This window comes from Paenibacillus agilis (genome assembly GCF_007786455.1).
Taxonomy (GTDB): Bacteria; Bacillota; Bacilli; order Paenibacillales; family Paenibacillaceae; genus Paenibacillus_B; species Paenibacillus_B agilis.
On record NZ_VNJK01000001.1, the window covers coordinates 3,395,706 to 3,418,260 of the forward strand.

Genomic DNA, 22,555 nt, shown 5'->3' on the forward strand with positions numbered 1-22,555 from the left:
CTCTTTTTTCTACAATTTTGTCCCGAAATCATCATGAACACTATGATATAGCGTCAATTTATGACAAAACCTTGAAGAAAAAAGAAGGAACGGATGGGAAATACCATAACGTTTATTCTATCATTTAATTGGTTTATTGAGTAGAGTTTTTTTGTTCGTCTAGTACATCATGATCATTCTTTGCAAGGTTAGTATACGAGATATAAGAGTCTGCTTTCAACATCGTAATACGTCCTGGCTCTTGTGTTTCTACAACGCCGCTCAAATAAGCAAGTTTAGTCGGCAATAAATCTACTGTTGTAATGACTTCAAATCCAGAGCGCGTATACATCCTGATTCGATCCGAAAAAGAAGCAGATGGATCATACACGATTTCTGAAATATCTGCAAGCAAACTGTCAGGAATTTGGATCAATTGTTTCGTCAACTTTGCTTTTAATTCAAGCGCTTGTTTGTCTTTCCAGCCCGTTAAAAGCGGCTTTTCCAGTACGACTGCCTTCATCTCAGATAATGAGACACTGCTTCCATTCACTAGACTTGCCAACACTTCACCTTCAGCATCTAGCTCATAGGCAACCGACTCATACTCTTCTACAAACACTTCTATTTTTCCTGGGAAATGCTTGTTTACTTTAACAGACTTCACAAACGGAAATGCAGACTTAATATTGGCAATCACCTCATTTTCAGAGACCATGAAAAAAGGAGCTCCAGCTACTAAGCCAGTTGCTTCTCCTAACCGTTCTGAAGTAACAAAACTTTGCCCAATAAAAGTGACCTTATCTATTTTACTTATCGGAGATCGAAAGAATAATACGGCTAGAAGTACAATGCACAAAAGAATGACTAGCCACAATATACGTTTACTTTTCCGCTTGCGCTCAGGCTTATTAGGCAGCGCTGGAATTGTTCTTGCCTGCAAAAATTCCATTCCCTTCCATAGTAACAATAATACTTGTCCAACACAAATGGTAGACATGTACAATTGCACGGAATTACTCTCCCCTCCAAGAACGGAGGGGATGCATAGATTATTTCTTAACCGCCATTAGCAAAATCCAACTTAGCTACTGCAGAACTACGCTTGATATTAGCTCCCAGCTTGTTAAAGAGCTGCTCAATGCGCTCATATCCGCGATCAATATGATGCACATGCTCCACAACCGTCCTACCCTGTGCTGCCAGGCCAGCAATGACCAAAGCTGCACCTGCACGAAGATCGGTCGCTTCAACCGTAGCACCGTACAGACGCGGAGTGCCTTTAACAAAAGCACTGCTCAAATCTACACGAATGTCTGCCCCCATACGAGTCAGTTCATCTACATGCTTAAATCTTCCTTCAAACACGGTCTCTTTCATCGTACTCACTCCGTCGGCCAGCGACAGCAGTACCATTAACTGAGATTGAAGGTCTGTTGGAAATGCAGGATACGGAGAAGTTACAATTCGCTCAACCGCCTTCGCACGTCCAAAGCTCGTTACATTAATTATATCATTACTAATGGCTATCTGAACACCAGCACGCCTGAGAATATGAATCAATGAAGTAAGATGAGTAGCATCTGCGTTCATAAGTGTAACTGCCCCTCTAGTAGCTGCAGCTGCGATCATAATCGTCCCCGTTACAATTCGGTCAGGAATAATTTCATAACGACAACCGTGCAGCTTCTCTACACCTTCAATGATGATTGTATCGCTGCCTGCACCGGAAACGTTTGCGCCCATCGCATTCAGAAAATTTTGCAGATCCGTAATTTCAGGCTCGCGTGCAGCATTCGTAATCACGGTTCTGCCCTCTGCAAGAACAGCTGCCATCATAATGTTCTCCGTCGCACCGACACTTGGAAAATCAAGATGGATATCATTACCGATTAATCGTTCTGCCGTGCACGAAATACGATTGCCGACAATCTCAAGCTTGGCACCTAGACTTTGCAAACCCCTCAGATGCAGATCAATCTTCCGTTCGCCAATCGCGCAACCACCGGGCTGATAAATATGCACCTCTTTGAACCTAGCTAACAGCGACCCCATTAAGAAGATGGAAGACCGCATTTGCCGCATCAGTTCTTCTGGAACATGAGAACCATGAATATGATTATTGTCCAGAATGACGGTATGACCTTCTTGCGTCGCTCTACATCCTAAACGCCTGAGGATGTTAAGCATCACGTCAATATCCAGCAGCTTAGGAATCCGATCCAACTGGATAACACCGTCAGTTAAGATGGCAGCTGCCATAATAGGCAATGCGGCATTTTTCGCTCCTTGGATACGAATGGTTCCAGAAAGGGGCCTTCCACCCTCTATCACCAATTTGTCCAATGTATCACCTCCGAGATTACCGCTCACCCACCACCAACAGGTTTGACTTCAGCCATCATAGGCCTTCTTAGGCTTTCACAGACTTTCCCAGCCATTCACCGAATTACCTGCTGAACTCATACTATTAGGGTGAGCACGTCAGACGCTGTTGCTTGCCCGGTGTTTACAATGAAATTGGCCTGCTGCGTGGAAGTAGAAGCTGCGCCCCGACGACGATCCCCTCACCGCCAATTTCCCTGTCTCCAGTACAACCTCAGCTGATTGTGAGATTCGTGACTCCTCATATCCATGTGCATCGACATACCTATTAATGGCCCGCCAATCTTATTGGAGATGCCCTAACCATATCCGAAGCCCTAATGCGTACACCTTTCCGCACTGCTAGATAAAAATAGTAGCAGTCTGGACACATAGCCAATTAGGTCATGTAGGATGTTGTCACGATTTATAAACCATAGTATGTCAGCGGATTATGTTGTGTGACAGACGCCTAGCGAGCGATATGCCCGGAAATAGAAAAAAGGGCAAATATCATTTGCCCTTTAGTCTTAGCATTTCATTTACGATTCGAGTTGCTGAATCAGGTTGTCCAAATGCTTTAGCCTGCTCAGACATTTGCTTACGCTTGTCGTCATGGTTCAATAACTGTTCAATTTGGCCAAATAGTGCAGCCGCATTGAGCTGAGATTCTTTCACCATAATGGCAGCGCCTGCCTGCTCCAATGAACGTGCATTCGCTTCTTGGTGATTGTTCGTCACATTGGGTGACGGAATCAAAATAGAAGGGATGCCCAGAGCAGTTAATTCAGCCAAAGAAGATGCGCCTGCACGGCTGATAACAACCGTTGTTGCAGCCAGTACTTCAGGCATGTTAGCAATGTAAGGAAGAACATGCAAGCGATTGCGAATGCTTTCACTGCCTGCTAGAACTGCCTTGCGCGTCTCTTCATAATAATTTTGCCCTGTAACATAGACAACATGAACATCAGGCAAACGCTTCAAGTGAGGAAGCATACCTATCATTACGTCATTAATTGCCTTTGCACCGCGGCTTCCTCCTACCACCATGACAATAGAACTGCCACTAGGCAAGCCAAGTGAAGCATAACCACGCTCACGACTTGCTTCTACGACTTCGGTAGCACGCGGGTTACCCGTGAATAACACATGTTTAGCTTTTGCAAAATACGAGTTTGAATCTTCAAAACTTACCGCAACCGTATCTACATAACGGCTCAAAAACTTATTCGTCAAGCCTGGAATGACATTTTGCTCATGAACGATAGTTGGGATACCCAGCTTAGCTGCAGCGTATACAACAGGTCCGCATACATAACCACCCGTTCCAATAACAACATCTGGCTTAAATTCCTTCAGCAGTTGTTTCGCACGACGAACACCTTGAATGAATCGAAGCACCGTCTTCACATTTTCAAAGGATAGTTTTCGTCTGAAGCCAGTAATATCAATCGAGGCAAATGGAATTCCCTGTTCTGGAACAAGCTTGCTTTCCAAACCTCGTTCTGTTCCAATATATAAAAAAGTGCTGCTGGGATCGCGTTTTTCGCATTCCCGCGCGATGGCCAGTGCAGGGTATATATGCCCCCCTGTTCCTCCGCCGCTAAGGACGACGCGCATGTGATTCACCTCGCATAACGTGATATGTTAAGCAATATGCCAAGAGCCGTCAGCATCAAAGTGAGCGATGATCCTCCGTAGCTGATCAACGGCAGCGTAATGCCCGTAACAGGCATCAAACCGATAACGACACCCACATTGATTAAGACTTGTACCGCAACAATTCCTACGATACCTACAGCAAGCAAGCTTCCAAACATATCTGGTGCCGCGAGCGCTGCCCGCATTCCCCGCCATACTACAATCATAAATAGAATTATAACTGCTGTACAACCAATGAAACCAAGCTCTTCTGCTAGGATAGCGAATATAAAGTCTGTCTGTGGTTCTGGCATATAACTATATTTTTGGCGGCTTGCTCCAAATCCTAATCCTGTCAAGCCGCCTGGACCGATCGCATAAAGCGACTGGATAATTTGATAGCCCGAACCAAGGGGATCTTTCCATGGATCGAGAAAAGCGGTAATGCGCAGCAATCGATACGGTGCAGCCAGTATGAGAGCAACAAATCCTGCAACCCCCACTAAGGCCAGAGACATCAAGTGCTGAATACGGGCTCCTGATATGTATATGACTAATAACGAAGCTCCTACCATAACAGTGCCTGTACCAAGGTCTGGCTGCAGCATAATAAGCCCAAAAGCCGTCCCCATAATGAGCAGTGCAGGCATTAACCCTTTGAGAAAATTCGTTATCGTATGCTGAGATTCGGATAAGCGATAGGATAAATAAACAACCATAGCAAGCTTCATAAACTCTGAAGGCTGTATACCAAACGATCCGATTCCAAGCCAACTTCGTGCACCACCACGTACAACTCCTAATCCCGGAATTAATACGATGATTAACAAGGCAAAACAGATAACCATTCCGACTTTAGCATAACGTTTCCAGACGTGATAGTCTACGTTCATCGTGACAAACATCGCCGCTAGCCCCAACACAGCGAATAACAGCTGACGCTTCACAAAATAATACGAGTCTCCATAATCGTGAAAAGCAAGAACTGAGCCTGCACTGTACACCATGACGATACCGATCGCGAGAAGCGATACAACGGCAACGATGAGCCACCAATCGGGCGCGGTTTTAGCTTTGACCATGCGGTACACCTCATTGGACAATGTAGAGGCTTGAACACCCCTCTACTTAAGAGTATGCACCGCTTCTTTAAACATTCGTCCACGCTCTTCATACGAAGGGAACATATCCCAACTTGCACATGCTGGAGATAGTAGAACAAGATCACCTGGCTGTGCAAATTTCTCCGCTTCACGAACGGCCTCTTGAATAGCAAGCGCTGCATCATCCACAGTGTCGACGACATGAATCATTTTCAGACCTGCCTGCTCAGCTACGCTGCGCATAATGTCTCGTGTCTGACCCATCGTTACAATCGCTTTGACTCGCTCTGAAAAATAAGGAATAAGTTCTTTGAAATCTAGTCCACGGTCTAAGCCGCCTGCAATAAGAATAATAGAGCCTGGGAAAGCTTCCAGTGCCATTTGTGTCGCAATCGTATTCGTCGCTTTGGAGTTATTGAAGTACCTTACTCCATTGAGCTCTCGTACCCACTCCAAACGATGTTCGACTCCTTTGAACTGTCGCAAAGGCTCTGCGAGCTGCTCAGGACGTGCTCCAGCTGCCAAAGCAATGGCACACGCCGCCAACGCGTTATCCACGTTAAAACGCCCAGCCAGCCCAATTTCAGCTACATCGACAATACGATGTGACACTCCTGCTTCATCACGGAACATTACGTGTCGAGGGGTAAGATCCGTCGTCCCCTCAGCTCCATAGGCTGGCTCCACATATGTACCCACTGCTACCTCGTTGGATGAAGAAAACTTCCATACACGAGCCTGGATACGCAATGCTGCCAATTTACACATCGCATCTTCTGCATTCAAGACCGCAATGTCATCAGCTGTCATATTGGCAAACAATTTAAGCTTTGAGTCTACATAATCTTCCATCGACCCATGATAGTCAAGATGGGTCTCTACTACATTCAACAACGCCGCTACACGCGGGCGGAAGGAGGTTGTCCCTTTTAGCTGGAAGCTGCTTAACTCTAGTACAACCGTCTGATCCGCTGCTACCGATGGTGCCACTCCACTGAATGGAGTCCCAATATTGCCGGCAACGAGCGGCTTCAACTCAGCCGACTCAAGCATTTTTCCTACCCATGTTGTTGTTGTTGTCTTGCCGTTACTGCCCGTTATACCGATAATCGGAGCCTGACATAAATGATAGCCAACCTCAATTTCGGTTACGACCTCGATTCCAAGAGCCAGCGCCTGCTGAACAGGTTCTGCTGCATAGGGAATCCCTGGATTTTTCACAACGAGGGATACTTCGTCATGAATAAGACTAGCAGGATGCCCTCCCAATACAACACAAATGCCCAAAGCTTCTAATTCAGAAGCTTCGGGACATAGGTGTCGTTCTTTCTTATCATTAACCGTGACATTTGCACCAAGCGCATGAAAACGCTTCGCTACCTCAGAACCACTCTTCGCCATCCCAAGGACAACGATTGATTTACCGTGATACGTGTCTGGTTGATTCATCGATTACAACCCCTTGTTTATCCATAGTCCGAGTCCAGCCAACACAATGCCAGCCGCCCAGAACGTAATGACTACGCGCCATTCAGACCAACCTGACAATTCAAAGTGATGATGGATAGGACTCATTTTGAATACGCGCTTGCCACGAGTTTTGAAAGAGATAACTTGGATAATAACGGATAGCATTTCCACTACGAATACTCCTCCGATAATAATAAAGAGAAGCTCTGTTTTCGTAAGAATGGCTACTGCTGCCATCGCTCCACCAATACCTAATGAACCGATATCTCCCATAAACACTTTAGCTGGATGCGCATTGAATACCAAAAATCCTAGTACTGCACCTACCATAGCAGCCGCACAAACAGCTGCGCTAATCTCAGATGCTTGTAAAGCTATAATAGCAAATGCAGCAAACGCAATTGCACTAGAACCGGACAATAAACCGTCCACTCCATCTGTAAAGTTAACGGCATTACTGATCGCCATAAGCATTAAGACAACAAAAATATAATAGAACCAACCCAAATCAAGACCTACACTTGTGCCTGGAATACCAACAAACGTACTGTGATTCATCTTGATGAGCAATGCACACACAATTCCAGCAAACAACAGCTGTCCGAATAGTTTCTGCATCGCCGTTAATCCTAGTGAGCGACGAAACACAATCTTAATGTAATCATCTAAAAAGCCAATAAGGCCGTATCCTAGCGTTGCTACTAGCAGTACATAGAAATCTGTATTAATAACCGAGAATTTCAAGAATGCCAACGTAAAAGCAAGCAAAATAATGAAGCCGCCCATCGTTGGTGTCCCTGCTTTTTTCAAATGAGCCTGTGGCCCGTCATCACGCACTTGCTGACCGAATTTTAACCTACGCAGCAACGGAATGCATAACGGGCCTAATATAACGGCTAGGATAAACGATACTCCGACTGTCATCATGATTAATTTGAAATCCAATCCTTACACCTCCCGCTACGCCTGACCGGTTTAATGCTGAGCATGTATCCAGTCTTTCACAACTTCCTCAAGTTTCATTCCCCGAGACGCCTTCAATAGCACGACATCTCCTTCTTTGACGATTGCAGCAAAGTAATGTTGCAGCTCATCCTTGCTATCAAATGCCCGAACAGCGTCTGCCGACAACTGCGTTACCGCACCTTTTGCGATACATCTACCGAGTCTGCCATACGTAAGTACAACATCCGCCATCTCTGGCGTAATCGCAGTACCTACCTCAAAGTGCAGCTGTTCCTCAGTTTCACCAAGCTCCAGCATATCTCCTAAAATTGCAATTCGCTTCGCCGCATCATCCTTCGGCATCGCTGCCAACACTTGAATCGCGGCTTTGGTAGCCGTTGGACTCGCGTTATATGCATCATTCAACAATATCCAACCATCACGCGTCACGGTCTTTTCGATACGCATACCAGATATTCTAGCTCGTTCAAGCCCCTCCGCAATGAGTGGCTGCGGTACTCCGAAATGCTGTGCAACTGCAATCGCGGCCAACGCATTCATCACATTGTGCTGACCAAGAATCGGCAATCGATACATCATTGGCCCGAACGCTTCTGATGATAATGTAAAGCTGATTCCTTCTTCCGATTGCATAATGGCATCAGGCTTATAGTCACAATAAGCTTGCAAACCAAATTTAACCGTCTTCATAGACGCAGGTTGAACGGTCTCTGATTCCTCCAACACTTCAGTTATTAGTGGTTCATCTCCATGACAGATAAACAACCCGCCTTCACGAAGTCCACTAATAATCTCAAGCTTGGCTCTAGCAATTTCCTTGCGGGATCCAAGCTGCAGCAAATGAGCGTCTCCCACATTGGTCACAATCGTGACATGCGGATTGACGAGCTTAGTAAGCAGCTCAATCTCCCCACGTCCACTCATGCCCATTTCCAGAACCGCAATTTGCGTATCCTCAGCCATATTAAGCACCGTGAGCGGAAGCCCAATGTGATTATTGAAGTTTCCTTCTGTCTTATGCACACGATACCGCGCAGACAACACAGACGCGACAAGATCCTTCGTCGTCGTCTTACCGTTACTGCCTGTCACAGCAACAATCTGTACAGGAAGCTCTTGAATATAGGACTGAGCTAATTGCTGCAATGCAGCTAACGTATCCTCTACTAGAATAAGAGGAAGCTCCACACTTGGGTGCGGATGGTCGTTCTGCCATAGGGCAGCTGCTGCGCCATGTCGAATAGCTTGTTCGACGTAAACATGCCCATCAAAGCGTTCCCCTGACAGCGGAACGAATAGCGCACCTATATTTTTTTGTCGTGAGTCTGTATATACACCTTTAACCGCGATGTCAGCGTGAGCTGGATGGACCAACTTACCGCCGCACATCGCAGCGATGGCTGCTAAACTCCGTTCATTCACAAACCCGTTCCCCTTATCGCTTCTTCGGCAACCTTACGGTCATCGAAGTCAAGTATTTCCGTTCCAATGATTTGGTAAGTTTCATGCCCTTTCCCCGCAATCAATACTACATCGTTAGGGCTTGCCATTTCAATAGCTTTTGTGATCGCTGCTTTACGATCAACGATAAGCTCGTATCGTTCTTTGTTTACCCCATCAGCCTTAAGACCTTCTTCAATGTCTACCAAGATCAGGTCCGGAACCTCTGTTCTTGGATTATCTGAAGTGACCAATAGATAATCTGCATAACGAGCAGCAATCTGTCCCATAATTGGACGCTTCTTGCGATCACGGTCTCCACCGCAGCCAAACACACAGAAGATTCGGCCTTCCGCAAATTCTTTCACCGTCTGCAATACATTTTCAAGGCCATCAGGCGTATGCGCATAGTCAACAATGACAGAGAACTCTTGGCCGGCTTGAACAGCCTCTACGCGACCTGCAACACCGTGCAGGGACTCTAAGCTCTTCACAATAGCAGACAGTTCAATCCCTTCAATAAGACCAACAGAGATCGCAGCAAGCGCATTGTACACATTGAACTTACCAACCATACGAAGTTGAATGTCTGCATTCCCTTTAAATGTATGCACATGGAACTTCGTTCCTTGAGCTGTAATGCGAATATCCGTTGCTCTTACGTCTGCACCATCATTCAATCCATACATAATTGTTTCGGCAGTTGTCATGTGCTTAAATACAGCACTAGCTTCATCGTCAGCATTCAGTACTGCATAAGAGCGTTCTGGCTCATTAGCAGAATACGTGTTGCCAAGACGAGAGAAGAACAGTCCTTTCGCATCACGATATGCTTCCATTGAGCCATGATAGTCGAGATGGTCCTGCGTAAGATTTGTAAATACAGCCACACGGAATCGGCTGCCAGCTACTCGAAGCTGCTCAAGCGCATGAGATGATACTTCGACCGCACATGCTTGCACGCCTTGATCTGCCATATCACGCAAAGAGCGTTGAAGCTCGTAGGAGCTAGGTGTTGTTCCAGACATCGGGAATACTTGACCAGCATAGCGCATTTCAATTGTACCAACTACGCCTGTTGAGATTGCTGCATCTTGCAAGATACGTTCAATCAAATATGTCGTAGTCGTTTTACCATTCGTTCCGGTTACCCCAATCATCTTCACTTCTTGGCTCGGATAACGGTAGAATGCATTCGAGATTACAGCCAAGGCATGACGAGCATCCTTTACAATCAATTGCGGGATATCGAGCTCCAATTGGCGCTCTACGACAAGCGCTGCTGCACCTTGCTCAACAGCTTTAGGTGCATATTGATGACCGTCTTGTGCGGTTCCTGAAATACAGAAGAACAAGTCGCCTGCTTGAACAAGGCGCGAATCAATTGCAATACCTGTAACCGTTGTCGTTTTGTCTCCAATTAACATGGAGGTTAGTAGTGTGGAAGCTGCTTCAGTAAGATTCATATTTGTCGTTGTCATCTATCATTCCTCCATCTCTTCTCCCATGTAAATACGTATCGTAGAACCTTTCTCTACACGGGTTCCCGGCTTCGGTGCTTGGTGTATGACCGTTTGTCCAGAGCCGGATTTGGATAATAAAAAGTTCGTGTTCATATCTTCGTATAAATCTGTCAACGTTTTACCTACAAGATTCGGTACCGTTACAAGAGGCTGTTCATCATAGCGGTACTCTCTTGGCACTTGCTTCTCACGCGGCTTAACGCCAAGAACTTCTAATGAATCGGCCATAATCCGCTTCACAATCGGGGCCGCAATAAGTCCACCAAATTGAATGCCTTGCGGATCATCAACCGCTGTATAAATTACAATTTTGGGATCATCTGCAGGCGCAAATCCGATAAAAGAAACGATATGCTCATCAGGAGAATATTTACCATTAATAACCTTTTGAGCTGTTCCTGTCTTGCCGCCAACACGATAGCCATCGATAAATGCATTACGACCAGTCCCCTGTGCTACGACATGCTCCAGTGCATCACGCACTTTAGCAGATGTTTCAGGTGAAATCACTTGCCTTACCATTTCTGGTTCAATGTCATCTACCACCATCCCAGTCTCAGGATGGATAAATCGCTTCGCTATATGCGGCTTATACCATTTGCCGCCATTAATGGCGGCAGATACTGCCGCAATCTGCTGAATTGGAGTAACAGATACGCCTTGTCCGAATGCAGTCGTCGCAAGCTCGACAGGACCTACACGATCCAACTTAAAAAGTATACCGCTTGCCTCACCACTTACGTCAATACCTGTCTTCTGTCCGAATCCAAAATTGCGTATGTATTCAAACAGCTTTTCTTTCCCTAGCCGATTGCCTAAGGCAACAAACCCAGGGTTACAGGAATTCTCAACAACTTCTAGAAAGGTTTGACTGCCATGTCCGCCTTTCTTCCAGCAGCGCAGGCGCGCTCCCCCAATCTCAACACGACCAGGATCGAAAAAATGCTCATTTTTCAAATCCACTTTGCCTTCTTCTAGTGCAGCAGCCAAAGTAATAATTTTGAAAGTTGAACCAGGCTCAAATGTCATCCATACAGGTAAATTGCGATTGTAAACATCCGCTGGGTATTCATTGAAACGTTCAGGTGAATAATTAGGACGACTAGCCATCGCCAATACTTCACCTGTGTTCGGATCCATCGCAATCGAGACAATATGCTTAGGGTTCAGATCCAACATTGCTTGATCTAACTCCCGCTCCATTATTGTCTGTATATCTTTGTCAATCGTCAATTGTAAATTCAAACCATCTCGTGGCTGCATATACTTTTCACTTGAATTTGGCATCATTCGTCCAGCTGCATCGGTAAGAAAAGATACATTGCCATTCTTGCCGCTTAAGGCTGAATTATAGCGCTCTTCCAGTCCGGATAATCCTTGATTGTCTATACCTGTAAATCCAAGTACATGACTTGCTAAATCCGTATAGGGATAATATCGCTTGTTATCCTCAGATACGACAATTCCTGGTAAGCGCAGCTCCCGAATTTGCTTTGCCTTTTCAACTGAAATCTTTCGCCCGCCAGGTTTAAGCTTCATCGTCAATTGGCGCGTAGTAATGACGCGCTTAATCTCTTCTGCTGGCATGCCGAGAAGCGGAGACAGCTTAGCCGCTGTTGACTCCGCATCTTTAATCTGAGCAGGAACGGCAATAACACTGGGAGAACTGACATTATAGGCAAGACGATCACCATCCCGATCTACAATCTCACCGCGTTTCGCTGTTACTGGAATGTTGCGTCTCCATGATTCCTCCGCCTTCGCGCTTATCTCATCCCCTTGCCACAATTGTACAATAGCAAGTCGAATAATAAGAGCCATAAATCCAACTGTCATAAGCGCAATGCCGATCACGAGACGATTGCGCACCGTCGTTGCTGACACTTTCACGCCTACCCCTCCTTTGTCCGACATTGGTTCATAATCAACCTATTCGAATCAACGGAGGGATAGAACAAGCTACTTGCTCTTCGGTGCCAATTTTACATATACGGTACGCTGTCCGCCTTCATTTTTCTCTTCATAGGAAGTAACATAACCTTCTCCTTCGACATGCACTTTCCTATCAAGCAAAGAACAGATCTCCATTACATCTCGCAATGATTTTCCTTTTAGATCCGGCAAAGACATTTTTCCAGCCTCACCCGTTAGCAAATACAGATGTTGATCAGTTGCAACCCATTCGCCTGCTTTAGGGACTTGGTCTTTAATCGTAGAACCGTTTCCTATCATTTCATACAAAATACCTTGTTCAGCAAGCTTCTTCTTCGCTTCAGCAGGTTTTAACCCTTTTACATCTGGAGCTTTGACGAAATTGCTCTCGTTGCTCTTAGAACTTACTTTGTTTCTTTCCTGCGTCGTAGGAACTCCCATATAACGGAGGGACTTGTATACAATGTCCTTGAACATAGGAGCCGCTACCATCCCCCCGCCTGCATAGATATAATCCTTCGGATCGTCTACAACGATAAGAACGACAATTTGAGGGTCCTCAACAGGCGCATAACCGATAAAGGACACAACCGCCCGTTCTCTGTCATATTTCCCATCAACAACTTTGAGGGCTGTACCTGTCTTTCCAGCAGCACGGTAGCTTTCCATATAGGCGTTCTTACCTGTACCGATCTTTTGGTCGGAAATTACTTGTTCCAAATACTCACTAACTTGTTTCGCAGTCGACTCATCGATTACTTGCCTAACCATTTCTGGCTTACGCTGCTCGACAGTACCGCTAACCGGATCCTCGATCTTCTGGACGATATTCGGCTTCATCAATTTACCACCATTCGCAACAGCGGAAACAGCCATAATTTGCTGAATGGGTGTAACCGTTACTTGGCCGTGACCATAAGTTGCAGCAGCGTAATCTGCTGGGTACTGGAATCCAAGGTATCCCTTATTCTCCCCAGGCAGTTCAATACCTGTCGGTACACCAAAGCCAAACAATTCGATATAAGATTTAAACGTTTCTTTTTCCATCTGCTCGTACCCGAGCTTAACGAAGGCAACGTTACTTGAACGCTTCAAACCTTCCAAGTAATTAATCGTTCCCCAACCGATATTGTTGTGGTCGCTAATTCGACGGCCTCCCGCTCGAATAGATCCGGATTGGAAATATGCATTCGGATTAAATATATTTTCTTGCACCGCTGCAGCCAAAGTTACAATTTTGAACGTGGAACCTGGCTCGTAACGAGATTGAACAGCATGGTTATAGAAAGCGGATAAGCTTTCTGCCTCCCAATATTCATTCGGATCAAAAGTCGGCATATTCGCCATTCCTAAAATATTGCCAGTCTTCGGATCGGCTGCAATTGCGGTAATACTTTGCGGTCGATACTGGTTGTATACTTTTTGCATCGAGCTTTCAATATATTGCTGTATCGTCTGGTCAATCGTCAAGTAGACGTTCTTTCCATCCTTTGCAGGCTTATACATTTCCGAAGCAGACGGCAGCTTATTACCAAGTCGGTCTTTCTCAAAATAGACACTGCCATCTTGCCCACTCAATACATCGTCAAACATAACTTCTACGCCACCGACCGGCTTCTCCTCCTTGTCCAAATAACCAAGCACATGAGCTGCCATATTTCCTTTTGCATAGAAGCGTTTGCTGTCAGGCATTAAATATAAGCCGATGTCCGCCTTTCCGGTTTTCTTTTTCAAGTCGGAAATGAACGTACTCAGCTTATCAGCAGGTTCTTGATCAATTTTCCATCCTTCATTTCTGACTTCGCGATGAATCGCGTACTCTCCATCCGTACTCTTTTTTCGTGTTAACTCATAGAGCTCGTCTTGGGGCTTGCCGAGCGCTTGATGGAGCTGCTCTACGATAAGCTTTTCAACATCGATATTTTTTTCGATTAACTTGCTGTCTGTCCGCAGCGTCTGAATGACTTTAGGATTAACAGCTACTGTATATGCAGGAGCATCCATTGCCAACACATTGCCTTGTTGGTCGTAGATCGTACCCCGCTTTGAATCAAGCACTTTATTAGCAGACCATGATGCCTTAGCTTCCTCCATCCAAAAGTCCACATTCCATACCTGGTACCAAAATAACCGACTAATTAAAATAACAAAAAAGAGGGAGAATATCCCTCCAATAAAGATCGTTCGTAATTTAATGCGCTTAACCATACTGTACTCCTTATTGTCTGCACTTGTTGTTAATGGCAAGCATCTTACCTATTCCATTAACGTGTAACTTTAGGTGCAATGATGTCATTTGGCTTGTCTGACATTTCTAGACCTTTGTCTTTAGCGAACTGCTCAATTCTTGCCCAATCTGACTTTTTCTCTTTCTCTACTTTAAGCACATTCGATTCAGCGTGCAGAGTCTCTGTCTGGCGTTTGAGCGTCTGCACATTTTTATTAGTCTCGTAGATAATGGCATAACGATAAATGAGCACGCTTGCGATCATGACACAGAACACAATCGTGAACAAATACAGCAACTTCTCCTTTGCCGACAACGTCGACTTGCGCGGAGCCTGTTGCTTCTTATGCGATTGACGCTCACGTTGTCGTACAGGTGGCTTGTACTTCGGCTTAACAGCCAAGTTGCCTCTTACATATGCCATACCATTACTCCTTTCAATCTAACTTCTCCGCGACCCGCAGCTTAGATGATCGCGATCTTGGATTATGCTCAAGCTCCGATTGACTCGGAACGATCGGTTTACGATTTACGAGCTTCAGCACAGCTTTAGCTCCACATGCGCACATTGGAAGATCCGGTGGGCATTCACACGTCCCTAAATAAGATTGGAACGTCTGCTTACAAATACGATCCTCTAACGAATGGAACGTAATCACCGCAACTCGTCCGTCAGGCTTCAGACAGCGGATCGCTTGCTGTAAAGCATCCTCAAAAGCAGCGAGCTCATCATTTACAGCGATTCGCAGCGCTTGGAAACTCTTCTTTGCCGGGTGTCCGCCAGTACGTCGTGCCGCGGCAGGAATTCCCTTCTTCACAAGCTCAGCCAATTGACCTGTTGTTTCAATAGGCTGATTCTCTCTCTCTTCGATGATGACACGCGCAATACGACGTGAGAACTTCTCTTCGCCGTACACGAATAAAATTTTGGCTATTTCAGCTTCGGACCACGTATTTACGATATCATATGCCGTTAACAGCCCCTGTTGGTCCATTCGCATATCCAACGGAGCATCGTGATTATAACTGAATCCACGCTCACCCTCATCGAGCTGCGGAGATGATACGCCAAGATCGAATAATATGCCGTCAACTTGAGGTACACCGTCTACTTCAGGCACCCCAGCTTGTTTCAATGCTTGCTCTAAATGACGGAAGTTCGTCCGCACGAGCGTAACTCGATCCCAATAGGCTGCAAGTCGCTCTTTTGCGTTGTCATGTGCCCAATCATCTTGATCGAGCCCGATTAATCTTCCTGCTGGCGATAGCTTAGAGACAATTAGCTCACTATGCCCAGCTCCCCCTAAAGTACAATCTACATATATACCGTCAGGTCGAATGGCTAACCCATCCACCGACTCTTCTCTTAGAACCGTGACATGATGAAACAAGTAAACTCCTCCTACATTCCGTTTCCTTCTAGCTGTTGCCTTGTTGAAGTATAGCTGGGTGATGCTTCTTGTTAGAAGTTAAAATCGACCAATGTTTCCGCAATTTCATTAAAGGCAGCAGCAGACTCATTGACATAGTGTTCCCAAGCTTCCTTGCTCCACACTTCTACTCGATTTTGCACGCCAATAACCATACATTCTTTCTCCAGCTTGGCATATTCACGTAGATGATTCGGAATGTTAACGCGGCCTTGTTTATCCCACTCACACTCAGAAGCACCTGAAAAAAAGAACCGAGTGAATGCGCGAGCGTCAGCTTTCATAAGCGGCAACGCCTGCAGCTTATGCTCCAGCTGCTTCCACTGATCCATAGGATAAACAAACAAGCATTGGTCCAATCCTCTAGTCAATACAAATGTGGTTCCTAGGTTATCACGCAGCTTAGCAGGAATGATAAGGCGGCCTTTGTCATCGATACTGTGCTGATATTCGCCCATAAACATCGGCTACCACATCCTCCCCTATTAATCACCACATGTCCCCACTTTCCACCACAACGCAATACTTATTCGCTATAAAATTAAAAAATCCTGCTTGGCAAGCAGGATTTTTGTTATTCCTATTTATGCTAACTTTTATATTATGCCTATCACTTGTCTATTCTTTCTGTTTTGACGCGCCGCGAGATCGCCTTCTGCGCCGTACTATATACACGATCGGAAAGACGAGAATTGAAAAGACAATAACAAATGGCAGCAGCGCTACTGCAGTAAGTAAAATCCCTTTTCCAAGCCCTACGAGCGCCTCCAAACTGCTATTAAGTGTGCGTCCAATCCGCTCTCCAAATGCCTCTTCTAGTTTCTTCGCAGCAATGTTCTCCACCGACTCGTAGACACGAAGCTGAATCGTGGACATCGAAACGAGATTATTCAAATATTTTTGACGCCCCACAATCCGTTCAATTTCCTCCTGCGTTGTGGCCAAGGTATCCGAGAAACTGAGCAGGTCTTCCGCTTTCGTAGCTTTCTCCATATAGCCAAGCAATCTCGCTTCAACCAGTCTCTTCGCCTTAAGTCTAGACTCCAGATCAACGTATTCCTCAGTCACATCTTGCGTCGTGTAACTTCTTTCAAAACGTTCCACATCCAATTGTTCCAACATGGTTATAGTAGCTTGAAACTTTTCAGCCGGCACCCGAACCGTATATACACCACCGTGCTCATGGTCATTTTGCGTATCTGAATAATCCGTAATGTACCCTCCTGTACGATGAATTAGGTCGTTGATAGACAACTTAACTGCATCATACTCCTTTACTTCCATCGTAATTTCGGCTTTGTAGACAAGCTTGCGGTCTTGTGCAGCAGCTGGGTGTGTGACTGGCTCTTGATCAGCTGTTCGATTAGTATCTGAATTTGAAGTCTCTGTCTGTATTTCATTTTTAGCCATCTCTTGAACATTCTGCTGATTATCCCTATCGACTTGAGTCCCCAGCGATTCTGTTTTCGCTTCTGGACTTACTGAACTTGTTAAACTTGTTGAGCTGCCGCAACCTACCAACATCGACACGAGAATAAGTAAAATTACACATAAATGCGGTGCTAATCTGTTCCCTAGCTTTCTCTGATTTCTCTTCTTCCTCTCTTCAGATCTACACACCACATCTCCCCCTTTCATTTAAATGGATTATTTTACCTATGAATCTATCTCTAGACGCAAAAAGACACCGTGATGTTGCATCACGATGCCTTCTATGGTGAACAAGATTATAATCCTTATTTTTGAAAAAGAGCGAATTAATGCTCTTGCCAGCTATCTAAATATTTTTTCTGTTCATCCGTTAACGTATCAATTCGCATACCGAGCGATTCCAGCTTCAAACGCGCTACTTGCTCATCAAGCTCATAAGGTACGTTAATGACGTGTTGTCCAAGCTCTTGGTAGCGGTCATTGACATATTTCAAGGACATCGCTTGAAGAGCAAACGTCATATCCATAATTTCTGCTGGATGTCCATCACCAGCTGCCAAGTTAACAAGACGACCCTCAGCCAGCACATAAATGCTGCGTCCATCATTTAACTTGTATTCTTCAATATTACGACGAACGGTGCGAATATTAGAAGAGCGAACTGCCAATTCAGGCTTGTTAACCTCAATATCAAAATGTCCGGCGTTGGACAGAATTGCTCCATCCTTCATCACATCATAATGCTCGCCGCGGATGATATCACGATTACCTGTAACCGTTACGAAAATATCTCCTAGCTTTGCAGCCTCTTCCATAGTCATGACACTAAATCCGTCCATGTAAGCTTCTACGGCTTTGATGCTGTCAATTTCCGTGACGATAACTTGAGCTCCGAGACCTTTTGCACGCATCGCAACACCTTTACCGCACCAGCCATATCCAGCAACGACAACTGTTTTACCCGCTACGACTAGATTCGTCGTACGATTAATACCATCGAATACCGATTGACCTGTTCCATAACGGTTATCGAACAAGTATTTACAGAACGCATCATTAACCGCTACCATCGGGAAAGCCAATTGGCCATCCTTCTCCAGCGACTTCAATCGTAAAATACCTGTTGTTGTTTCTTCAGCGCCACCACGAACTTGTGGTCGCAAATCCGGACGTTCAGAATGAAGAATGGTGATCAGATCCCCGCCATCATCAATAATCAAATCAGGCTTTGTCTCAAGTGCGTGAATAAGCAATTGCTTGTACTCCACTGGATCTGGATTGTATTTTGCAAACACCGTAATCCCATCTTCAACTAGTGCAGCACATACATCATCTTGAGTAGAAAGTGGATTGCTGCCGGTAATCGTTACCTCAGCACCACCTGCTTGAACGACTTTTGCCAAGTAAGCTGTCTTCGCTTCCAAGTGCAATGATATTGTTACTTTCAAACCTTTAAAAGGTTGCTCCGCCTCAAATTGTTCGCGAATGCGGTTGAGAACTGGCATATGAGCGCGTACCCAGTCAATTTTCAAGTGTCCTTCTGGTGCTAATTGGATATCTGTAATAATGCTGTTTTGCAAAGCTTTCGTAGATGTCGACATACGTTACCCCTCCACATGTTTAAAATAAACGTCGTCTGACTTGCCTCTAGCTGCTAACACCATAACATCTATGATCTAAAAACAAAGAACATAGCTTCCTAATGACCACGGACTTTTTCTCTCAAGTTGTATTCTGCTCTAGTTGTTACATAGATACAAGTCGATGTTCCCCTTGCCATACAACAGGCGCATCCATAATAACTTTGTACCAATCAGCCCCGTAGCGATTCTCGTAAAGCGCCATATTGAATACTCGCTCTTGCGGACGATCCAACGGCCACAAAGCAAGTTTTAGGCGCTCCCACTGTCTGAGTCCGGATTCATGCTGTTTCTTCAAAGCATCCTGTGCTCGATTATGCAAATAATCGATCTGCTCCAGCACCTTATCACGGTTCATATCCCCTAGCTTGCCAAGAGTAGGGAGGGATTGATTCAATACGCTTAACAATTCTGCATACTGATGCTCCACATCTCCTCGCAGCTGACCAAAGCGATCATCCAGCTTCAGCTCATCTTGGGATGTAAGCCATTCATCACGCTTAGCTTCATATTGGTTACAAATATGTTCAACTTGCAGCTCGTACTTATTCAGCAATTTCTGCAAGGTTCCCTCTACACAAGTAAACGCCATACGCGGCCAAATGATCGGCATTTTCATAGCAAGTGCGTGGAATGCTTCTTTCGTTTGTGCCCAATACGCAATTTCACCCGCCCCTAGTACAGTAGCAAGCACCGGGAATAAATACTCTTGCATAAGTGGTCTGGTCATTACATTGTTGCTAAATCGCTCAGGATGCTGCTCTGCAAGCTGCTCCAGTTGAGCTTGTGAATATTGAATGGTTTGCTTTCTGTCTGCAAACACACCATCTTGATGCATAAGAAGGACACGCTCACCTTGTTCTAGTACGAATAAATTAGCACTTTCTTCAGCATGCTCCGCCTGAATAGGATATCCCGCGGCTTTCATCCTTTGTTCACTATGTGCATAGGCTTTTTGAAGAGCATCTTGCTGCTGAATGATAGACTTGAACATCGGCCCTTCCAGAGCCCGCATATTCTCATCAGCAGAATCAAGCAAGACAAGACCCATTTCACCAAACATATCACCAAGCAGCCTTGCGCACGCCTCAGTCAGTGATGAACTCTCCTGCATAATCATCCGATAACGCTCCAGCATAGGCGCCTTGAATTCAGTAGCAGGAAGCAGTTCTTCCAACTGTCCCACAACTGCATCCCATTCACTCTCATCTACATGATAGTGACTGACTGGCTGCCTTCCTGAAGGTGATTGCTCCAAACGAATGCGCTGAATCCCAGATTGTGAGGAAAGCATATAGGTATGATTCACTTCATCAAAATCATGATCCTCACCCGCAAGCCAAAATACAGGAATAACGGGACGCTCTAAGCGACGCTCTGCCTCCTGCGCCATTCGGATGATCGATATGGCCTTGTATACAACCAGCAGCGGGCCTGCAAGCAGCCCTCCTTGCTGTCCACCTACAACAACAAGTGCCTGACTATCTTGAAGACGCTCTAAAGAACGCATCGCTTCTGGATGGTTGTTGACCTTCTGTTGATACTGCTTAAGAACCTTTACTAGTTCGAAACGGTCTGCTCGCATATGTGCGGCTTCATCAATCCATGAGACGCGCTTATGCCAATCCTCATCCGGATGAAATTCATAAAACTGTTCCACAACAACCGGATCTCGCTCTATGTAAAGTCTCGATAATTGTTGTGATACGGGAACCGGCAACGTATCCCAAGTTGTCATTATAAGCCGCCTCCTCTACAACCTTGATTTTACACATCGCTGCTTGACCCGTCAAAACAAAACATGCCAGATCCATCTAATTCCTAGACACACTTAAATAAAGCAAAATGCGCAGCAACTCATTAAAGATTTACATATGATATATGTGATGATTTCAGTTGTATTATGTATGTTATAAAATATTTGTTGTTTTGTCCTCGCCTTATTGTTTCATCTATACATCCTTCAAATATACGAACATTCCCATAAAGAACAAGAAGAAGTAAAAAATAGCAAGCACTAAAAACGAAATGCGCCATATTGCCCGCACAAGCCGCTTCACGTTAACCGTTCCACGTTTGCGGTGCATAGCTCCACCTAACAATCCAGCAGCCAAGAGCATAATAAGTATAATGCCATATAGGCCTGTACTAGATTGAAACACCACATTATACAATCCTGCTACAGAAGCGATTAGGAATACATTCGTGATGTCTACAGCTAGAAGGAACGATTTCTTCTTGTCCTTTACCCAAAATGCTGAAATGAACCATATCGCTATAAATGGAATAAACGGAAGTATGGTCAATGATATGAATGATTGAGAGATCCAATTCCACATCTTGGACAAGATTCACTCCTTTCCTACGATAAGAATGCCGGATCTAATGCCTGAATACTACGATAAAGATATCTTTGTACCGGGGAATCGTATTGGTGCGCATCTGCAATCCGCAGCAGTTGGCCTGTAATCGCATCGATCTCTGTCGTGCGTTCAGCCAATACATCTGCAAGCATCGATGATGTATTGCTAGCAGTAGCGCGGCATACACGAATGAGATTGTCCCACGCTTCATCGGCGTGTACAGGTATGCCCTGCAATCGATAAATTGCAATTACTTCCTCAAACACTTCGCGCATAAGCTGCAAACGCTTCTCACTCTGAAGCAGCTCTCCATTACGCAGCCGAAGCAGCGCCGTTAAAGGATTGATTACCGCATTGACTATCAATTTGCGATAAATGTTATCTTCGATGTTGTTCGACACAAAAGCCTGAAATCCTGCCTCTTGAAACAAATTACACCATTCACGCACTGCATGATCGTTAGGATCAATCGGGTTACCAAGCCATGTCTCACCTTCACCGGTATGGATAACTTCAGAATGTGATGTTCGTTTCGCAGCTTCAGTCGTCACGGCCATAGCAAGCACTTTTTCAGAAAATAGCTGCTTAAGCTTCTCATCGTGCCCAATCCCATTTTGAAAGCAAAGTACGCTGCTCACGGTATCGACCGGCAGTGCTGCCAATTGCTTCATAAATGTATCATTAAAGCTTGTTTGCTTGATGAACAGCGCAAGACGCTCAATAGGTTCATCTAACCGTTTCATCACGTCCTCAGCTTCATGAAAGGCATAAGCATGAATGCCTGTATAATGCTGTCGAGTCCCCTTTCTATCTATTAGGAATAAACCCTTTTGACGAAGTTGTTCCGCCTGTTCTGACGTACGTGTCCATAGTCGTACTTGTTGGCCATCTTGCAGCAAACGTGCCGTGAACATCAGACCAAGCGCTCCACCGCCAATAAGATCCCATTTCATTTTCTACCACCTACAACTTTCAGCCTATTTCATATGTTAGTTATAACAGACCTGTTTCTAAAACACAAAAGAAGTGAATGTCATCCAACCTGA

18 protein-coding genes and 1 pseudogene are annotated in these 22,555 nt (G+C 45.2%); all 19 read right to left on the reverse strand.

The genetic code is table 11. The features are described 5' to 3' along the window. Window positions 1-133: 133 nt before the first annotated feature. Entirely contained in the window at window positions 134-991 is an 858-nt protein-coding gene (locus FPZ44_RS15035; protein ID WP_261378335.1) for a cell division protein FtsQ/DivIB, read from the reverse strand. A 47-nt stretch (window positions 992-1,038) separates the two neighbouring features. Further along, the gene (murA, locus tag FPZ44_RS15040) at window positions 1,039-2,325 is read right to left on the reverse strand and encodes a UDP-N-acetylglucosamine 1-carboxyvinyltransferase (protein WP_144991360.1); all 1,287 of its coding nucleotides are present in this window, start codon (window positions 2,323-2,325) and stop codon (window positions 1,039-1,041) included. 122 nt (window positions 2,326-2,447) lie between these two features. Further along, window positions 2,448-2,525 (reverse strand): annotated as a pseudogene (locus FPZ44_RS15045) (hypothetical protein); the annotation flags it as partial. A 331-nt stretch (window positions 2,526-2,856) separates the two neighbouring features. Further along, window positions 2,857-3,963 carry an undecaprenyldiphospho-muramoylpentapeptide beta-N-acetylglucosaminyltransferase gene (murG, locus tag FPZ44_RS15050; RefSeq protein WP_144991361.1) on the reverse strand — a complete coding sequence of 369 codons (1,107 nt, stop codon included), beginning with the start codon at window positions 3,961-3,963 and terminating at the stop codon, window positions 2,857-2,859. A 5-nt stretch (window positions 3,964-3,968) separates the two neighbouring features. Next, window positions 3,969-5,066, reverse strand: a complete 1,098-nt coding sequence (gene spoVE, locus FPZ44_RS15055) for a stage V sporulation protein E (RefSeq protein WP_144991362.1) — start codon at window positions 5,064-5,066, stop codon at window positions 3,969-3,971. Between the two features lie 42 nt (window positions 5,067-5,108). Continuing rightward, the gene (gene murD / locus FPZ44_RS15060; protein WP_144991363.1) at window positions 5,109-6,536 is read right to left on the reverse strand and encodes a UDP-N-acetylmuramoyl-L-alanine--D-glutamate ligase; all 1,428 of its coding nucleotides are present in this window, start codon (window positions 6,534-6,536) and stop codon (window positions 5,109-5,111) included. 3 nt (window positions 6,537-6,539) lie between these two features. After that, window positions 6,540-7,484, reverse strand: a complete 945-nt coding sequence (gene mraY / locus FPZ44_RS15065; protein ID WP_418789181.1) for a phospho-N-acetylmuramoyl-pentapeptide-transferase — start codon at window positions 7,482-7,484, stop codon at window positions 6,540-6,542. A 48-nt stretch (window positions 7,485-7,532) separates the two neighbouring features. Next, the gene (locus tag FPZ44_RS15070; RefSeq protein ID WP_144991365.1) at window positions 7,533-8,945 is read right to left on the reverse strand and encodes a UDP-N-acetylmuramoyl-tripeptide--D-alanyl-D-alanine ligase; all 1,413 of its coding nucleotides are present in this window, start codon (window positions 8,943-8,945) and stop codon (window positions 7,533-7,535) included. After that, window positions 8,942-10,429, reverse strand: coding sequence for a UDP-N-acetylmuramoyl-L-alanyl-D-glutamate--2,6-diaminopimelate ligase (locus FPZ44_RS15075; protein ID WP_144991867.1), 1,488 nt, complete (start codon window positions 10,427-10,429; stop codon window positions 8,942-8,944). Before FPZ44_RS15075 ends, FPZ44_RS15070 begins: the two co-directional genes overlap by 4 nt. Window positions 10,430-10,447: 18 nt before the next feature. Next, a complete protein-coding gene (locus FPZ44_RS15080) occupies window positions 10,448-12,376 on the reverse strand; it encodes a stage V sporulation protein D (protein ID WP_144991366.1) in 1,929 nt (642 codons plus the stop codon). Between the two features lie 69 nt (window positions 12,377-12,445). Continuing rightward, window positions 12,446-14,626: a penicillin-binding transpeptidase domain-containing protein gene (locus FPZ44_RS15085; RefSeq protein ID WP_144991367.1), complete on the reverse strand. Its 2,181-nt coding sequence runs from the start codon at window positions 14,624-14,626 to the stop codon at window positions 12,446-12,448. A 56-nt stretch (window positions 14,627-14,682) separates the two neighbouring features. After that, window positions 14,683-15,069, reverse strand: coding sequence for a cell division protein FtsL (gene ftsL / locus FPZ44_RS15090; RefSeq protein WP_144991368.1), 387 nt, complete (start codon window positions 15,067-15,069; stop codon window positions 14,683-14,685). Between the two features lie 13 nt (window positions 15,070-15,082). Continuing rightward, window positions 15,083-16,036 carry a 16S rRNA (cytosine(1402)-N(4))-methyltransferase RsmH gene (gene rsmH / locus FPZ44_RS15095; RefSeq protein ID WP_144991369.1) on the reverse strand — a complete coding sequence of 318 codons (954 nt, stop codon included), beginning with the start codon at window positions 16,034-16,036 and terminating at the stop codon, window positions 15,083-15,085. 71 nt (window positions 16,037-16,107) lie between these two features. Further along, a complete protein-coding gene (gene mraZ / locus FPZ44_RS15100) occupies window positions 16,108-16,539 on the reverse strand; it encodes a division/cell wall cluster transcriptional repressor MraZ (protein WP_144991370.1) in 432 nt (143 codons plus the stop codon). A gap of 154 nt (window positions 16,540-16,693) precedes the next feature. Further along, window positions 16,694-17,695, reverse strand: coding sequence for a DUF4349 domain-containing protein (locus FPZ44_RS15105; protein WP_186786062.1), 1,002 nt, complete (start codon window positions 17,693-17,695; stop codon window positions 16,694-16,696). Window positions 17,696-17,832: 137 nt separating this feature from the next. After that, the gene (locus FPZ44_RS15110; RefSeq protein WP_144991372.1) at window positions 17,833-19,107 is read right to left on the reverse strand and encodes an adenosylhomocysteinase; all 1,275 of its coding nucleotides are present in this window, start codon (window positions 19,105-19,107) and stop codon (window positions 17,833-17,835) included. 145 nt (window positions 19,108-19,252) lie between these two features. After that, window positions 19,253-20,884, reverse strand: coding sequence for a bacillithiol biosynthesis cysteine-adding enzyme BshC (gene bshC, locus FPZ44_RS15115; RefSeq protein ID WP_144991373.1), 1,632 nt, complete (start codon window positions 20,882-20,884; stop codon window positions 19,253-19,255). A gap of 214 nt (window positions 20,885-21,098) precedes the next feature. Beyond that, complete coding sequence (locus tag FPZ44_RS15120; protein WP_144991868.1) at window positions 21,099-21,485, reverse strand: DUF3397 domain-containing protein; 387 nt, start codon at window positions 21,483-21,485, stop codon at window positions 21,099-21,101. A 23-nt stretch (window positions 21,486-21,508) separates the two neighbouring features. After that, the gene (locus tag FPZ44_RS15125; protein ID WP_144991374.1) at window positions 21,509-22,462 is read right to left on the reverse strand and encodes a ketopantoate reductase family protein; all 954 of its coding nucleotides are present in this window, start codon (window positions 22,460-22,462) and stop codon (window positions 21,509-21,511) included. Window positions 22,463-22,555 lie beyond the last annotated feature (93 nt).

What these genes read in the sequence shown, in the direction of transcription:
- murG (WP_144991361.1), bottom strand. Translation starts at nt 3,963, where the DNA reads ATGCGCGTCGTCCTTAGCGGCGGAGGAACAGGGGGGCATATATACCCT.
- spoVE (WP_144991362.1), bottom strand. Translation starts at nt 5,066, where the DNA reads ATGGTCAAAGCTAAAACCGCGCCCGATTGGTGGCTCATCGTTGCCGTT.
- murD (WP_144991363.1), bottom strand. Translation starts at nt 6,536, where the DNA reads ATGAATCAACCAGACACGTATCACGGTAAATCAATCGTTGTCCTTGGG.
- mraY (WP_418789181.1), bottom strand. Translation starts at nt 7,484, where the DNA reads ATGATGACAGTCGGAGTATCGTTTATCCTAGCCGTTATATTAGGCCCG.
- FPZ44_RS15075 (WP_144991867.1), bottom strand. Translation starts at nt 10,429, where the DNA reads ATGAATCTTACTGAAGCAGCTTCCACACTACTAACCTCCATGTTAATT.
- FPZ44_RS15085 (WP_144991367.1), bottom strand. Translation starts at nt 14,626, where the DNA reads ATGGTTAAGCGCATTAAATTACGAACGATCTTTATTGGAGGGATATTC.
- ftsL (WP_144991368.1), bottom strand. Translation starts at nt 15,069, where the DNA reads ATGGCATATGTAAGAGGCAACTTGGCTGTTAAGCCGAAGTACAAGCCA.
- mraZ (WP_144991370.1), bottom strand. Translation starts at nt 16,539, where the DNA reads ATGTTTATGGGCGAATATCAGCACAGTATCGATGACAAAGGCCGCCTT.
- FPZ44_RS15110 (WP_144991372.1), bottom strand. Translation starts at nt 19,107, where the DNA reads ATGTCGACATCTACGAAAGCTTTGCAAAACAGCATTATTACAGATATC.
- bshC (WP_144991373.1), bottom strand. Translation starts at nt 20,884, where the DNA reads ATGACAACTTGGGATACGTTGCCGGTTCCCGTATCACAACAATTATCG.
- FPZ44_RS15120 (WP_144991868.1), bottom strand. Translation starts at nt 21,485, where the DNA reads ATGTGGAATTGGATCTCTCAATCATTCATATCATTGACCATACTTCCG.
- FPZ44_RS15125 (WP_144991374.1), bottom strand. Translation starts at nt 22,462, where the DNA reads ATGAAATGGGATCTTATTGGCGGTGGAGCGCTTGGTCTGATGTTCACG.